Origin of the sequence: Paenibacillus sp. 7541 (assembly GCF_002276395.1) — a bacterium.
Classification (GTDB): Bacteria; Bacillota; Bacilli; order Paenibacillales; family Paenibacillaceae; genus Paenibacillus_AQ; species Paenibacillus_AQ campinasensis.
In genome coordinates this window covers 90975-105908 of sequence record NZ_NQLZ01000016.1, presented here as the reverse complement: position 1 = coordinate 105908, position 14934 = coordinate 90975, and the positions used below count along the sequence as shown (strand labels likewise).

Below are 14934 nucleotides of genomic sequence, written 5' to 3'. Positions count from 1 at the left end.
GTATGAACGATTTCGCCAAGCGGGTTCAGGAGCAGGAGAAGGCTCTGGAGAATATCCGGCACAAGCTGGCGCTGCTGCCTGATCAGCCGGGCTGCTACCTGATGAAGAACGGGGAAGGCACCATCATCTACGTCGGCAAGGCCAAGGTGCTGAAGAACCGGGTACGCTCTTACTTTACGGGAAGCCACAATGGCAAGACCCAGCTGATGGTTTCCGAAATCCGTGATTTTGAATATATTGTGACCGGCAGCAATATGGAGGCGCTCATTCTGGAGTGCAACCTGATCAAAACCCATCAGCCTCGCTTCAATGTATTGCTGAAAGACGATAAAACGTATCCATATATAAAAATAACGAATGAAGAGCATCCCCGGCTGGAAGTGACCCGGCGGGTGCTGAAAGATAAAGCGAAATACTTTGGCCCGTATCCGAACGCCTCGGCCGCCCAGCAAACGAAGAAGCTGCTGGATCGCATGTATCCGCTGCGCAAATGCGGTGTCATGCCGAAGGAGGTCTGCCTCTATTATCACATCGGGCAATGTCTGGCCCCTTGTGTGAAGGAGGTTCCCCGGGAGGATTATGAGCAGATTACGAGCGAAATCCAGTCATTCCTCAGCGGCGGGCATGAGGAGATCCGGAAGGAGCTCGAGCGGAAAATGCACGAGGCTGCGGAGGAACTCTATTTTGAGCGGGCCAAGGAGCTGCGTGATCAGATCATGCATATTGACGCTCTGATGGAGAAGCAGAAGATCACGACTACCGACAAGAAGGACCGGGACGTGTTCGGTTATGCGGTGGACAAGGGCTGGATGTGCGTGCAGATTCTATATATGCGCCAGGGAAAAATGGTGCAGCGCAACGCCTCCGTATTTCCGTTCTACGGCGACCCCCACAGCGACTTTCTGTCCTTTGTCGCACAGTATTACAGCAGCAATCCGGCGCTGCCGCAGGAAATTCTGCTGCCGGGCCCGCAGTTGTCCGGCGCAGCAGCAGCCGATGCGGACAGCGAGGAAGCTGGTGAAACAGCAGCCAAGCCGCCTGCTGGTGCAGATGTGGCAACGACCGAGCCAACTGTTCTGACAGACAGTGCCGAACCTACTGCGGCTGAGGCGAAGGCCGAAGCAGCGGCTGAAGCGGCCGGGCTCGTTGATGCGGCAGGCGGAGCGGAGGCGCTGCAGGAGTGGCTCGGTATCAAGGTTCTGGTTCCGCGTCGGGGCTTGAAGCGTCAGATGGTTGGCATGGCTTCCGATAATGCCAAAGTGTCGCTTGATGAGAAGTTCCGCCTGATTGAACGCGATGAAGAGCGCACCTCGATTGCGGCAGCTAATCTGGGCGAGATTATCGGTCTGGAGTCTTTGCACCGGATTGAGGCATTTGACAACTCCAACATTCAAGGAAGCAACCCGGTATCGGCAATGGTGGTATTTACCGATGGCAAGCCGGACAAGAAGGAATACCGCAAATATAAAATCCGGTCCGTATCGGGACCGGATGATTATGAGACGATGCGCGAGGTTATTCGCCGCCGGTATGAGCGGGTGCTCAAGGAGAACCTGCCGCTGCCGGATCTGATCGTGGTCGACGGCGGACGCGGCCAAATCTCGGCAGCGGTCGATGTGCTGGAGAACGAGCTGGGACTGTTCATCCCGGTCTGCGGCCTGGTGAAGGACGCCAAGCACCGGACGGCGCAGCTCATGGTGGGCGATCCGCCTGAGCCGGTGGCGCTGCCAAGGGACAGCCAGGAATTCTACCTGCTTCAGCGCATACAGGATGAAGTGCACCGGTTCGCCATTTCGTTCCACCGCGAGCAGCGGGGCAAATCGATGGTTTCCTCCAAGCTGGACGCTATTCCGGGCATCGGGGAGAAGCGCCGGAAGATGCTGCTCAAGCATTTTGGCTCGGTCAAAAAAATAAAAGAGGCCAGTGTCGAAGACTTCCGGCCCCTTTCTATCGGTGAAAAATTAGCGAATGATATTCTTAAAGCGCTTCGGGAGGAGTCGTAGTATACGGCTTCTCCTTTTTTTGCGGGTTAAATCGGTAAATGACGTAAGCGACCAGTGCTGGAAGCGCGATATAGAAGGCCCCCATCACCACGTTGGTTGCGTCTCTCAGCAGGATCAGGCTGATTCCCATCAGGGTGCTGTTGAAGATGACGTGGGCGAACATGGCGGTCAAATAACCGTATCGCAGGAAGATATAACTGAACAGCAGGCCGATGATTACCAGCTCGATGGGTCGGGAAATAATCGGATAGATCGGATACAGCGTATGTCCGAGAGCCCAAATGATCGAAGTGATCAAGCTGGCGACAAAGGTGCTGCGCACGATTTTTTTGACCATTTTAATCCCGAACAGCCGGTAAACGGCCTCTTCCGATATGCCAGCGAACCAGGCCATCAAAGGAAACAGCCACGGATACAGCATGTTGTATGGCGATTGCTCCGAATCCGTCGTTGCCCAGGTATTCAGCGTAAGGCTCAGTATGATGAAGATGATCGACTGAATGCCAAGCAAGATGAATGCCCACAGATAGCCGAGCTTCATGCTGTCGAGCACATACGGCCCATAACCCGGTTCCTTCGCCCGCGGCCACACATTGAGCCCGTCCTCCTTACGCCACAGCCCGTCTCCGCCCACCAGCGAGAAGTACAGAAGGGCCGAGAAGACGAGGGAATATATTACATAAAAGATCATCATGAATGCAATTCCGAAACTGGACATCCCCTGGGCTTTGAACACAGGCATCAAATTGTAGGTGTTCAGCATCTGGATGACAAACAGCAGCAGCGCCAGAAACACTCCGCGTTTAAAAGAAGTGTGGGCACGTGTTTTCACGCTGTATACAATCGCGAGAATTCCGAGCACGAGGGTGAACAAACCGTACCCGATCAGCGTAAGCATAAGCGCGTTTTGCGTTTGCTTCTCCACATAGGCGGTATGCTGCTCCGGAACATCGAAGGCCTGCTGATACGAGCGCAGCTGGCGGTCTTCGAACGTGAACTCCAGTTTCAGCTGAGCATCCAGAACGGATTTTGACGGATCGGCATATTCCAGCTTGGGCTCGCCCTCCTGCGTAAGCAGTTCCAGGCTGGCTGGATCATAGCCGGACCTTTGGAGCCAGGGCTCTGCCAGTGCCTGTTTCTCGGACAAGGTCATGTTGCCTTCGGCTAGCAGCAGCATTTCCCGCCGTACCGCGCCGGTATTCAGCTCAATCCGGTCATAGCTCGAGTGCGCGGCATCAAGGGTATAGCTGATAACCGCCGCGGTCTGCATATGTACATCCACCAGCAGCGCGTCCAAGCCCGGAAGCGTGAAGCGAACACGGAATACGTCATAGGGATATTGTTGCTCATAGGTTTTATTGTACTCGTCGAGCTTCTTCTCTTTGGTCAAATATCCATACAACGCAGAATTCGACTGATAAGTCACCAGCGTTTCTGTCGCTTCTTCTACAGGGAAGCCTAACTGGTCCTTGGCAAATTCCGAGGCAGCCTGTGAGGCTTCCTCCTTGGTGATCACAACAGACGTCTGAAGCTCCGGATCGGCGGCGGTGGGCAGCACGATCTGCAGAAGCAGAAACAAGACGAGGCCGACGATGGCTGGAATCATTAATGTTCTGAAATTAGCTTTGAGTTTCAGCGGTTCTTGAATTCGATTCATGAAATTCCTCCTCGAGATGGATAACTGCTGCAAATTAGATACCTATCGTCAGTATGAAAGTATCGGATGTGGAAGAGTTTAAACAACTATAAGTCAATATAACATAGATATGTGCCCTTCACGGAGCTTATCCCTCTGTCATTTTTTTAAATAATCGATGAAAACGAATGAAAGCTTACGAAAATGCAAGAGAAGCAGGTGCTCGTATTCTTGAATATGCCCAAATCGGACGTTTTTAAAGATATTTTGCAGCAAAAACAGCATTGGGTTCGTGAGGCGATTGCGTTATAATCACATCATGCTTTCAGCAAAGAAAATAAGACAGCCGAATTTCGACCAGAAAATGGGGGAACCATGTAATTGGGGTGAATTTCCTAAGTCATTCATGATTCATCATGAATGAGGAGGAATAGGGCAACCTGTGAAAGCCCGAACCCGTCAGCTAACCTCGTAGGCTGCAGCACAGGAACCAGAACAGAAAGGGGCATTGGATTTCCAGTGTCTTTTTTTCTTTGACTTTTATCAACAGAAGGTGAACAAGTTGAACCCGAAATTATTTTGGCTCAAGTTGTCCCCGCCGCAAATCCTGACGCTTGGCTTCGCAGCGCTCATCGGGATCGGGACAATGCTGCTGATGTTGCCGGTGGCAACAACCAGCAGGGAGCCGCTTGGAGCGATTGACGCCTTGTTTACCGCGACATCGGCTGTATGTCTGACAGGTCTAGTCGTCGTTGATACGGCGACAACTTACAGCACCTTTGGCGAGCTTGTGATCATGCTGCTCATCCAGATTAGCGGATTAGGCTTTATGACGATGGCAACGCTGTTCGCGCTGATGTTCAAGCGGCGCATCTCGTTCAAGGACCGGCTGGTGCTGCAGGAGGCCATGAACCAGACATCAGTGGAAGGGATTGTACGGCTGATCAGGAGGGTAATTATTTATACATTTGTTATTGAAGCCGTATGTGCCACGTTGTTCTCGATACGCTGGGCGTTTGACATGCCGGCCGGGCAGGCCGTTTATTTCGGGATTTTTCATGCCATATCGCTGTTTAATAACGCGGGCTTTGATCTGTTTGGACAATTTCACAGCTTTACGGGGTACGTGAGTGACCCGCTGATCAACATCGTTTCCATATTTTTAATCGTTTCCGGGGGACTTGGATTTGTGGTATTGTCGGATCTGATTGATTTTCGCCAGAAACGGAAGCTGTCCCTGCATTCGAAGGTCGTTCTGTCCATGAGCGGAGCGCTCATATTGGTCGGAGCCGTTGTCATTATGGTGTTCGAGTTCACGAATCCGAGAACGCTCGGTGCCCTGGATGGCGGCGGCAAAACGCTGGCGGCCCTGCTCCAGTCGGTCACGCCCCGAACGGCCGGAGTGAACACGATTGACATTACGGGAATGAGGCAGGCGACACAATTTTTCATCGTCATTCTGATGTTTATCGGCGCCTCTCCGGGATCGACCGGGGGCGGGATCAAAACGACGACTTTTACGGTGATGATCGGGGCGGTGGTCGCCATGATGCGCGGACGTCAGGACATTGTGCTGTTCCACTACCGGCTGGCTCAGGAGCGGATTCTGAAGGCATTGACGATTGCTTTGCTCGCGGTGCTGCTTGTGCTGACCGTTGCGATGATTTTATCCTACGGAGGATGGACATTTTCTGGAGATCTTGTTTGAGGCGACATCGGCCTTCGGCACCGTTGGGCTGTCGATGGGGCTGACACCTCATTTGACGGCCTTCGGCAAGGTGCTGATCTGTTTCACGATGTTTGCGGGACGGCTTGGACTGCTGACGCTCGTGTATGCGCTGGGTCCGAATAAAAACAAAGAATTGTACCGTTATCCGGAAGGCAAAATGATTATTGGGTAAGGAGCATGACGGGAAACATGAAACCAAAACAGTTTGTAGTGATCGGTCTAGGGCGGTTCGGATCGAGCCTCGCCATTGAACTGATGGAGCAGGGGTATGAAGTTCTGGGCATCGACCGGGACGAAGAGGTTGTGGAGGATATGAGCGAGCTGCTGACGCATACCGTCGTGGCGGATGCTACGGATGAGGGAGTGCTGAAGTCGCTTGGCGTCCGCAACTTCGACTGCGGCATTGTGGCGATCGGCGACGATATCCAGATGAGCATTCTTTCAGCTATATTGCTGAAGGAGCTTGGTGTGGGCACGGTCGTGGCCAAAGCGATATCGGTGCTGCACGGCAGAGCGCTGGAGAAGCTGGGCGTAGACCGGGTGATCTTCCCGGAAAGAGATATGGGCATTCGTGTGGCTCATCAGCTCGTTACCCCTAACCTTCTCGATTATATCGAGCTGTCCAAAGACTATCTGGTCGTTGAGCTGACGGTGACGGACTGCATGGATGGAAAAACATTAAGCGAGCTTAACACGCGGGTTCGTTATGGGGTTACCGTCGTGGCGGTCAACAAGCCTTCCGGCATCATTGTGGCGCCAACGGCGATGGATGTGCTGCATGCCGGTGACATTATGGTGGTTATCGGTTCGAATGAGAACGTGGAACGATTTGAGAATGAGGTTGTCAACTCGCAGGAAGGTTAATCCGCACTTATATAATAGGAAGAAGCGATCATGCGTACACGGAACATGCGGTGTATAGATGATCGCTTTGTTGTCATAAGGCTAGGCGGCTACTGTGGGTTGCAAGCCTGCCCCTATGCCTTCAGCTTGCGCAGCTCAGTGAACAGCACCTCGGTCTCGGCGATCCAGCGTCTGGCCGCACTGCTCAAATCCGAGGACTCGTCATAGACGAGCGAAGTGGTCCGCCGGGTCTCTATCAAAGCGGGGATATGGATGTCGAGCAGACCGTTATCGGACAGCAGCTGCGGGCGCAAATAGGATTTGGGCAGCAGCGCCGCCGCTTTGCAGGTTGGAATGAGGCGGACGATCGCCTCGAAGGAATCGATCTCCATCCGGATGTCGGGCATAATGCCCCAGCGATGAAACAGATCATCGGTCAGCTTGCGGTACCAGGTGCCGGTGGAGAAAATAATCATCGGCAGTCCTTGCAGATGCTCGATGCTGACCGCTTCAAGCTCCGCCAGCGGATGGCCGAGCGGGATGACCAGCTCAAGATGATCGTCAAAGAGCGGAATGCACTTTAGCCCCGGCTGATTGATGGAGGAAGCAACGATGCCGATATCCACGCGTCGTTCCCTTACATAAGAAACGATTTCATGAGTCTTGCCAGTGACCAGTTTAATTTCCGCCGCCGGATGCTTCTCCATAAAAGCATTCACAAGCGGAGGCAGCGTCGTCTGCAGCGTGGTCAGACTGGCGCCAAGCGTAATGGAGATTTGCTCGCCTTCGCGGTAATGCGCCAGCGTCTGCATAAACTTCAACTGCTGCTGCCGCTGCTCCAGGGCGAAGGTATAAACGATCTGTCCGATCGAGGTCAGCTCCAGTCGCTTGCCCCGACGGTTGAACAGCTGCAGCCCAAGCTCGTCCTCCAGCTTGGCGATTTTGCGGGAGACCGCCGGCTGGGACAGGTTGAGCAGCTTGGAAGCTTTGTTGATGCTGGATTGCTCAACGACGACGGCAAAGACGTCCAGCTCTTCGAACATGGCTACATCCTCCTGTTATATGGTAGTGTATATTAGGTAGTGAACATGAAGATTTGCTGAAGAAACGCAAGTTTGCGGCTATGCGCCAAGCCTGTCCGGCTCGTAAGGTGAGACCGCTTCCGCGAAGCTGCGGCCGATCTGCACAGGCAACCATACCGGACATTTTGCTTATGCGTATAAATTATAACGTTTAATAATTATATTGCAATTCCATTATAAGAAAAAAAGGAGTAACATGAAATGTGACACAGGTTGTTCACAGATTAGGGAAATAGAGAACAATTTGTCGTTGAAAAAACGCGAGTTTCAATGTATTGCGTAAGCAGTTCCAAATGAAATGAATTCGTTCGAAAGTATGAAATTGAAAACGCTGTACATCGGAAAGGGGAACGTCAACTGATGAAAGGGTATTATTCCAGAAAGCTGCATTCATTACTTGGTGTCATACCGCTTGGAGGATTCCTGATCAGCCATATGATATCCAACTATAAGGCTTTCGAGGGTGGAAAGGAAGGCTTTATGGGGGCGGTGCATTTCCTGAACAGCATGCCGCTCGTCTTCTTCCTGGAGCTGTTCCTGATCTGGCTGCCGCTGTTGTACCACGGCGTCTATGGACTGTATATCGCTTACCAGGCGAACAATAACGTAGGCAATTTCAATTATGAGCGCAACATTCGCTTCATGATTCAGCGGATCACCGGCGTCATTACGTTTGTATTCGTAATCTGGCATATGTACGATACGCGCTTCCAGATCATGATCGGCAAGATCACGCATGATGAGCTGGGAGCCGTTATGCACGGGATCGTCAGCAATCCAGTACTGTTCGCGCTGTATGTGGTCGGCGTGTTATCCGCTACGTTCCACTTTGCAAACGGTCTGTGGGCATTCCTGGTCAGCTGGGGCATCACCGTCGGTCCGCGTGCTCAACGCATATCGACGTACATCTGCATGGGCTTGTTCGTTGTAATGAGCGTCATGTTCATTCTGGCTATGACCGGATTCAGAGACGCCGAGTTCCAAGCGGCAAACGCCGTGATCGATATAGCTAAGACAGTCTTGAGTTAAAGGGAGTGAACTTATTATGGCATCTAATATTATTGTAGTGGGCGGCGGTCTTGCAGGCTTGATGGCAACCATCAAGGCGGCGGAAGCAGGAGCCCATGTTCATCTGTTCTCACTTGTACCCGTAAAACGTTCTCACTCCGTCTGCGCACAAGGCGGCATTAACGGAGCAGTAAATACCAAAGGGGAGGGCGACTCTCCTTGGGAGCACTTTGACGATACCGTGTACGGCGGGGACTTCCTGGCGAATCAGCCGCCGGTGAAAGCGATGTGTGAAGCGGCTCCGGGCATTATCCACCTGATGGACCGCATGGGCGTTATGTTTAACCGGACGCCTGAGGGGCTGCTTGACTTCCGTCGTTTCGGCGGTACGAAGCGTCACCGTACGGCGTTTGCCGGAGCAACGACAGGCCAGCAGCTGCTGTATGCACTCGATGAGCAGGTGCGCCGGTGGGAAACGGCAGGTCTCGTTACCAAATACGAGAACTGGGAATTCCTTCAGGCCATCATCGATGATGAGGGCGTGTGCCGGGGCATTACTGCCCAGGATCTGCGCACGATGGAGATTCGCGCGTTCAAGGCCGAGGCGGTCATTCTGGCCAGCGGCGGCCCGGGCATTATTTTTGGCAAAACGACCAACTCCGTTATTAATACAGGAACGGCAGCCAGCGCCGTATACCAGCAAGGGGTACACTACGCCAACGGCGAGTTCATCCAGATTCACCCTACTGCCATTCCGGGTGACGACAAGCTGCGTCTGATGTCTGAATCGGCACGCGGTGAAGGCGGACGGATCTGGACTTATAAAGACGGCAAGCCTTGGTATTTCCTTGAGGAGAAATATCCGGCTTACGGAAACCTTGTTCCACGCGATATCGCGACGCGAGAAATCTTCTCCGTCTGCGTCGATATGGGGCTTGGCATTAACGGTGAGAACATGGTATACCTCGACCTGTCCCACAAGGATCCGAAGGAGCTGGACGTCAAGCTCGGCGGCATCATCGAAATTTACGAGAAGTTCATGGGCGATGACCCGCGCAAAATTCCGATGAAAATCTTCCCGGCGGTCCATTACTCCATGGGCGGCATGTGGGTAGATTACAATCAGATGACGAACATTCCGGGGCTGTTTGCAGCCGGCGAGTGTGAGTACCAATATCATGGTGCGAACCGTCTGGGCGCGAACTCGCTTGTATCCGCCATCTATGGCGGCATGGTCGCTGGACCGAAAGCGATTGAATATGTGAAGGGATTGAAGAAATCCTCCGAGGACATTTCCTCCTCCGTATTCGATCGGTTCGCGAAAGAGCAAACCACCAAGTATGAGGATCTGCTCAAGATGGAAGGCACCGAAAATGCCTATGTGATTCACAAGGAGCTCGGCGAGTGGATGACCAACAACATGACCGTTGTTCGCTACAATGACAAGCTCCAGGCTACGATTGACAAAATTAAAGAGCTGAAGCAGCGCTACCGCAACATCAACATGACCGATACATCCCGCTGGAACAACCAGGGTGTGGCGTTTACGAGACAGCTGTGGAACATGCTGGAGCTCGCTGAGGCCATGACGCTGGGCGCACTGCTCCGCGATGAAAGCCGCGGCGCTCATTATAAACCAGAGTTCCCGAACCGGGATGACGAGAATTTCCTGAAAACAACGAAGGCGAAATGGACGCCGGACGGACCGGAAATCTCATATGAAGAAGTGGATGTTTCCCTAATCCCGCCGCGTGTTCGCGACTATTCGAAAGATAAGTAAAGGGGGATTTAACATGGCTCAAACAGCAACCGCGTCTAAAAGCGTGAAGTTTATTATAACCCGCCAGGACAGCCCGGAATCCAAATCGTACACCGAGGAGTTTGAGGTTCCCTACCGTCCGGGTATGAACGTAATCAGCGCGCTGATGGAAATTCAGCGCAATCCGAAAAATGCGCAAGGCCAGACAACGGCTCCGGTATGCTGGGACTCCAACTGTCTGGAGGAAGTATGCGGCGCGTGCTCGATGGTCATCAACGGCAAGCCGCGTCAAGCGTGCGCTGCCTTGATTGACAAGCTGGAGCAGCCGATTCGCATTCAGCCGATGAAGACGTTCCCGGTTGTGCGCGACCTGATCATCGACCGCAGCCGCATGTTCACGGCGTTGAAGCGCGTAAAAGCATGGATTCCGATCGACGGCACCTATGACCTTGGTCCGGGGCCGAGGATGGCTGAGAGCAAGCGTCAGTGGGCCTACGAGCTATCCAAGTGCATGACCTGCGGGGTGTGCCTGGAGGCTTGCCCGAACGTTAACGAAAAGACGGATTTCATCGGTCCGGCAGCAATCTCCCAGGTGCGTTTGTTCAACGCGCACCCAACAGGCGAGATGAACAAGGAAGAGCGTCTGGAGGCGTTGATGCAGGATGGCGGCATCGAGGGCTGCGGCAACTCGCAGAACTGTGTGCGTGCCTGCCCGAAAGGCATTCCGCTGACCACCTCCATCGCCGAGATGAACAAGGAAACAACCAAGCACATGTTCAAACGCTGGCTCAGCGTATAACGAGGCTGTCAGCCCGCGAACCAATAATCGCTGCTATAGCAGCGTATTCTTCAAGCACCCGACCGGGCTTCTGACTGGTCGGGTGCTTGTCGCATGAAGAGGGAGGAGGAATCGGATTGATTATCGAGAGACCCATTACTATGAACGATATGGTGCGTGATCTGAAGGTGCTCGGGGTGACGGAGGGAATGACGCTATTGGTGCATTCTTCTCTGAAAAGCATAGGGGGTTGGATTCCGGGCGGCCCCGAGGCGGTCATTCTGGCGCTGGAGGAGGCGATCGGCAGGGAGGGCACATTGGTAATGCCGACTCAATCGTCCAACTTGACGGACCCGGCAACGTGGAGAAACCCGCCGGCTGCCGAGGCGTGGTGGCAGCTCATCCGGGATGAAATGCCGCCATATGATCCCGATTTAACGGTGACAACTGGCATGGGTGTCATTGCGGAGACGTTTCGTAAACAGGCTGGCGTTGTTCGCAGCAGCCATCCGCAACTATCCTTTGCCGCGCGCGGCCCTCTGGCTAAGCAGCTCATGTGTCCACATGAGCTGGATTTCGGGCTGGGGGATCCGTCCCCGCTTGCCCGGCTATATGAAACAGGCGCTTACGTGCTTCATCTCGGAACGGGGCATGCCACGAATACATCGTTCCACCTGGCTGAATACAGAGCCGACTGGGAGGGCAAGAAGGTCATTACCTCCTGCGCTCCGATCCGAAGAGCAGGGGAAAGGACGGAATGGGTCACATTTGAAGATATCAACTTTTATTCCGATGATTTTGAGCAGCTGGGTATGGCTTTCGAGGCCGCATATCCGGATGCCTGGTCCCGGGGTCAGATTGGAAACGCCCCGAGTTTGCTGGCTGCGCAGCCGAAGATGGTTGATTATGCCGTGAATTGGTTGAAGGCGCATCGGAAGGCCGAGCGGCCTACACCGTAGCTGGGAGTACCCCCGCATGTCTCTCTGTTCGCAAGCTGCATGTCCGGGAGCCGGGGCATTCCCGCCGCCGATGCTGGTGCATCAAGCCTTCGCATCACCGTGCTATCATCTGTCCGGTGGGAGGATTTGATTGGTTAGCGTGGCTCCCGATATCGAATCTAGGAATATCTCCCGGTTACATCATCCCCCGTCAACGGGTAATAACCCCGTAAGGAGTGGGCCCGGGATGGCCCGCTTGAGGAGGGAATCAATGTGACTTGGTGGATGTGGTGCCTTAATATCGCCGGGCTGGCAGTGCTGGTATATCTTTTTTACAAAGCGGATAAAGCGTGGTCCAGCAGACCTCTACTGCTTGCACCGCTGCTGATTTATGTGCTCATATCGGTGGAGGATTTGCTGGAATGGATTGATCTGACAGCTGTATTTCACGGGCCAGGAGGACTTCGGGCAACGATTGTATTGTTCTCGCTCGGCTCGGTGGTGTTCTATGTCCTGTACATATTCAAGAAGATTTCCGAATCTGCCCACCAGGAGGTCCGGCTCAGAACGGTCGTGGAGCGGATCAGCATGGCAGCGGTGATGTGCGTTTTGTTTTTTGCCGTCGTCTATACGTCGATCTATAAATTGTTTGGCAGCAGCTCGTTCTCAGGCTCACCGATCGGTGATGACCTGCTGAGCCAGGGGGTTGCCTTTCTGTATTTCAGTGTGGCCACATTTGTGATGGTGGGCTACGGCGACATTGTAGCGGTGGATAATACGGCGCGGCTCGTAGTCATCATGCAGATGGCTTTCAGTTTTATTACAGTTGGCTATGCCTTGTCCATGCTGGGTACGCTGCGGCTGATGATGAGTCCCGGCTCCGATGAAGAGCTGGAAACTCGCGGAGAGGACCAGGTGAACAAGCGAGCGGAAGAGGAATCCGAGTCAGGCAACGAGAAGAAATCTTCATCTGAAGAACACAGCTAGGTAAAAAAAAAGAGGACCCGAGCTTCCGGGTCCCAACACCATATATATATTCTCAAAAGGGGGTCATGTGATAAGTGTAACCTGCCGCTGTTAGAGTTTCATAACAGATATATTTCATTTTTGTAACAAAATCCTCCCTGCAAAAACGATCAGAGAGGGACCGCCACTTTTTGCTTCTGTTCAAAGTATACCCACTCGGTGTAACCGATCTCCTTCAGCACTCGGGACACTTCCTCAAACTCGTCACCCACACGTGACGGCGTATGAGCATCCGAGCCAAAGGTAACCTGGACGCCGTGGAAATGCGCTACTTCCAGTATGGCGTTGGACGGGTACCAGCCTCCGCACAGCTTCGTTTTGCCTGAAGTGTTAATCTCGATGGCCACCCCACACTCGGCAATGACCTTCAAGGTCTCCTCGATTGCTTCATCGGCGATAATCTCCGAAAAGGCAGGATAATTTCCCTTCATGGCGTCCATATGTCCGATAATCTGGAACATTCCGCTTCTGGCAGACTGCCGGATTAAATCGAAGTAGGCTTCCTTATCCGCTACCTTCTGCGCCGGGGACAGTTTGTTCCAGCGGTTCTTGTTGAAGATGCTGACACCGTTCACCTGATGGACCGAGCCGATTATATAATCGAACGGATAGGCGGCCAGCGCTTTCCGGTACACCTCGGCGACTTCGGGGAAGAAATCGGACTCGATGCCGAGCAGCACCTTGATCTTTCCTTCATATTCTTTTTTCAGGCGGAGAACTTCGTCCACATAACCTGTGATCTCCGATTTGGCCATGGCGATCCCCGGGAAAGGCTGTTCCTCCGGGATGCCAAAGTATGGCGTATGATCGGAGATGCCGATCACCTGCAGGCCCGCATCAATGCCGGCTTCGATGTAGTCCCGGATCGTGCCGTCGGCATGCCCGCAGCGGAAATGGTGAGTGTGCATATCGAATTTCATGTGTTCCTCCTTAAATCGTATGGTTTTCTCTTTCTCTGATCTATCGGATGCGCCGGACAACCCCCGAGGGGATGGTCTAATGCTCATTCACTGCTGATAAACTGGGTTTCCGGCATTCCCTTCAGGTCACTGATAAATTGTCTCATGGCTGAGCTGACATAGCGGCTGTTCTTGTATATGACGCCCACCGGATGGCTGACCTCCAGCTCCGGAAGCGGGACGATCTGCAGCGTGCCATTGCGCAGCTCGGGGGCGACCGACTGCTTGGAGATAATGGCCGCGCCCAGATTGATCTCGACCATTCGTTTGATCTCCTCGCTGCTCGACAGCTCCATCACCACTTGCGGCTCGATGCCGTGCGCCCGCATGACGTCATCGGCGAATCTTCGGCCGACCGTATCCCGGGTCAGCAGGATGAGCGGAATGCCGCCCAGTGAGTTGATGTTTACCTTCGGCATGCTGGCCAGCGGATGCTGCGGAGATACCACGAGTTCAAAGGTGTCGTAGTACAGTATGGATGTGCTCAGGTTAGGGTTTCGTTCAATGAGATAGCCGATGCCGATATCGATCAGGCCGTTCTCTACACTGTGATAAATTTGCGAAGAAGCCATGGACTGGATAGTGGTTTTGATATGTGGGAACTGATCTTGAAAATAGGATAGAACCCGAGGCAAAATTTGAATCGCAATCGAAGTGGTTGTTCCTAATTGAATATGTCCCTGCGGCGTCTGGTCGAGGTCTGACAGCCGCTGCTTCAGCTCATCCACGATGCTCAGAATTTGTTCGGCATGTTCCACAAACACCTGGCCCCGATCTGTGAGGGTGACCGGCTGGCTGCGGTCGACGAGCACGGTCTTGAACTCATCCTCCAGACTTTTGATCTGTGCGGATACGGCCGGCTGCGTCAGATTAAGGAGCTCCCCCGCTTTGCGAAAGCTCATCGTTTTGGAGATGGTGATAAGCGTTTCCAACTGGCTGATATTCATAGCCTTCCTCCTGACATGATTTCGTTCTTCCGCGCTATGGTTGTGTGCCTCTTATTGTTTAAATTATAGGTTATTCTTCCGAAGGGGGCAATCAATCGCCTGAAACCGAGGATTTTGCAGCAAAATGAGCAAAAACATCACGATTTCCAAATAATTATTATTAAAAGATTGCGAATGCATCCGATAATAGTAAAGTAGACATGGAAATGAATAAGACTAAAGGCCT

11 protein-coding genes, 1 pseudogene and 1 riboswitch are annotated in these 14934 nt (G+C 53.1%); of the genes and pseudogenes, 8 read left to right on the top strand and 4 right to left on the bottom strand.

Annotated features, from left to right (window positions below; all coding sequences use genetic code 11):
• The first annotated feature begins 2 nt into the window (after positions 1-2).
• A complete protein-coding gene (gene uvrC / locus CHH75_RS11045; RefSeq protein WP_095398166.1) occupies positions 3-2003 on the top strand; it encodes an excinuclease ABC subunit UvrC in 2001 nt (666 codons plus the stop codon).
• Here uvrC and CHH75_RS11040 read toward each other — a convergent pair.
• Complete coding sequence (locus CHH75_RS11040; RefSeq protein WP_095264680.1) at positions 1978-3660, bottom strand: CPBP family intramembrane glutamic endopeptidase; 1683 nt, start codon at positions 3658-3660, stop codon at positions 1978-1980. The genes uvrC and CHH75_RS11040 overlap by 26 nt on opposite strands.
• A gap of 313 nt (positions 3661-3973) precedes the next feature.
• A riboswitch (cyclic di-AMP (ydaO/yuaA leader) is annotated at positions 3974-4132 on the top strand.
• 69 nt (positions 4133-4201) lie between these two features.
• On the opposite strand from CHH75_RS11040, the pseudogene CHH75_RS11035 reads away from it, so the two are divergent.
• Positions 4202-5540: pseudogene (locus tag CHH75_RS11035) on the top strand (TrkH family potassium uptake protein).
• 17 nt (positions 5541-5557) lie between these two features.
• A complete protein-coding gene (locus CHH75_RS11030) occupies positions 5558-6232 on the top strand; it encodes a potassium channel family protein (protein WP_095264682.1) in 675 nt (224 codons plus the stop codon).
• Positions 6233-6345: 113 nt separating this feature from the next.
• Here CHH75_RS11030 and CHH75_RS11025 read toward each other — a convergent pair whose 3' ends face one another.
• The gene (locus tag CHH75_RS11025) at positions 6346-7254 is read right to left on the bottom strand and encodes a LysR family transcriptional regulator (protein WP_095264683.1); all 909 of its coding nucleotides are present in this window, start codon (positions 7252-7254) and stop codon (positions 6346-6348) included.
• Between the two features lie 399 nt (positions 7255-7653).
• Between CHH75_RS11025 and CHH75_RS11020 the strand changes: the two genes are divergently transcribed.
• The 5 genes from CHH75_RS11020 to CHH75_RS11000 all read left to right on the top strand — a co-directional run bounded on the left by CHH75_RS11020 (position 7654) and on the right by CHH75_RS11000 (position 12763).
• A complete protein-coding gene (locus CHH75_RS11020; protein WP_095264684.1) occupies positions 7654-8322 on the top strand; it encodes a succinate dehydrogenase cytochrome b558 subunit in 669 nt (222 codons plus the stop codon).
• Positions 8323-8335: 13 nt separating this feature from the next.
• Positions 8336-10081 (top strand): succinate dehydrogenase flavoprotein subunit, encoded by a 1746-nt coding sequence (gene sdhA / locus CHH75_RS11015; protein WP_176475536.1) that lies wholly within the window; start codon positions 8336-8338, stop codon positions 10079-10081.
• 13 nt (positions 10082-10094) lie between these two features.
• Positions 10095-10859 (top strand): succinate dehydrogenase iron-sulfur subunit, encoded by a 765-nt coding sequence (gene sdhB, locus CHH75_RS11010; RefSeq protein ID WP_095264686.1) that lies wholly within the window; start codon positions 10095-10097, stop codon positions 10857-10859.
• Positions 10860-10975: 116 nt separating this feature from the next.
• Positions 10976-11797 (top strand): AAC(3) family N-acetyltransferase, encoded by an 822-nt coding sequence (locus tag CHH75_RS11005; protein WP_095264687.1) that lies wholly within the window; start codon positions 10976-10978, stop codon positions 11795-11797.
• 252 nt (positions 11798-12049) lie between these two features.
• Complete coding sequence (locus CHH75_RS11000; RefSeq protein WP_095398165.1) at positions 12050-12763, top strand: potassium channel family protein; 714 nt, start codon at positions 12050-12052, stop codon at positions 12761-12763.
• A gap of 149 nt (positions 12764-12912) precedes the next feature.
• Here the strand turns inward: CHH75_RS11000 and CHH75_RS10995 are convergent, their stop codons facing one another.
• Entirely contained in the window at positions 12913-13722 is an 810-nt protein-coding gene (locus CHH75_RS10995) for a histidinol-phosphatase (RefSeq protein WP_095398164.1), read from the bottom strand.
• Between the two features lie 83 nt (positions 13723-13805).
• Positions 13806-14708: a LysR family transcriptional regulator gene (locus tag CHH75_RS10990; protein ID WP_095264690.1), complete on the bottom strand. Its 903-nt coding sequence runs from the start codon at positions 14706-14708 to the stop codon at positions 13806-13808.
• Positions 14709-14934 lie beyond the last annotated feature (226 nt).

Bases quoted from the DNA above. Each gene is read 5' to 3' on its own strand.
- CHH75_RS11020 (WP_095264684.1), top strand. From the start codon at position 7,654: ATGAAAGGGTATTATTCCAGAAAGCTGCATTCATTACTTGGTGTCATA.
- sdhB (WP_095264686.1), top strand. From the start codon at position 10,095: ATGGCTCAAACAGCAACCGCGTCTAAAAGCGTGAAGTTTATTATAACC.
- CHH75_RS10990 (WP_095264690.1), bottom strand. From the start codon at position 14,708: ATGAATATCAGCCAGTTGGAAACGCTTATCACCATCTCCAAAACGATG.
- CHH75_RS10995 (WP_095398164.1), bottom strand. From the start codon at position 13,722: ATGAAATTCGATATGCACACTCACCATTTCCGCTGCGGGCATGCCGAC.
- CHH75_RS11030 (WP_095264682.1), top strand. From the start codon at position 5,558: ATGAAACCAAAACAGTTTGTAGTGATCGGTCTAGGGCGGTTCGGATCG.
- uvrC (WP_095398166.1), top strand. From the start codon at position 3: ATGAACGATTTCGCCAAGCGGGTTCAGGAGCAGGAGAAGGCTCTGGAG.
- CHH75_RS11025 (WP_095264683.1), bottom strand. From the start codon at position 7,254: ATGTTCGAAGAGCTGGACGTCTTTGCCGTCGTCGTTGAGCAATCCAGC.
- CHH75_RS11040 (WP_095264680.1), bottom strand. From the start codon at position 3,660: ATGAATCGAATTCAAGAACCGCTGAAACTCAAAGCTAATTTCAGAACA.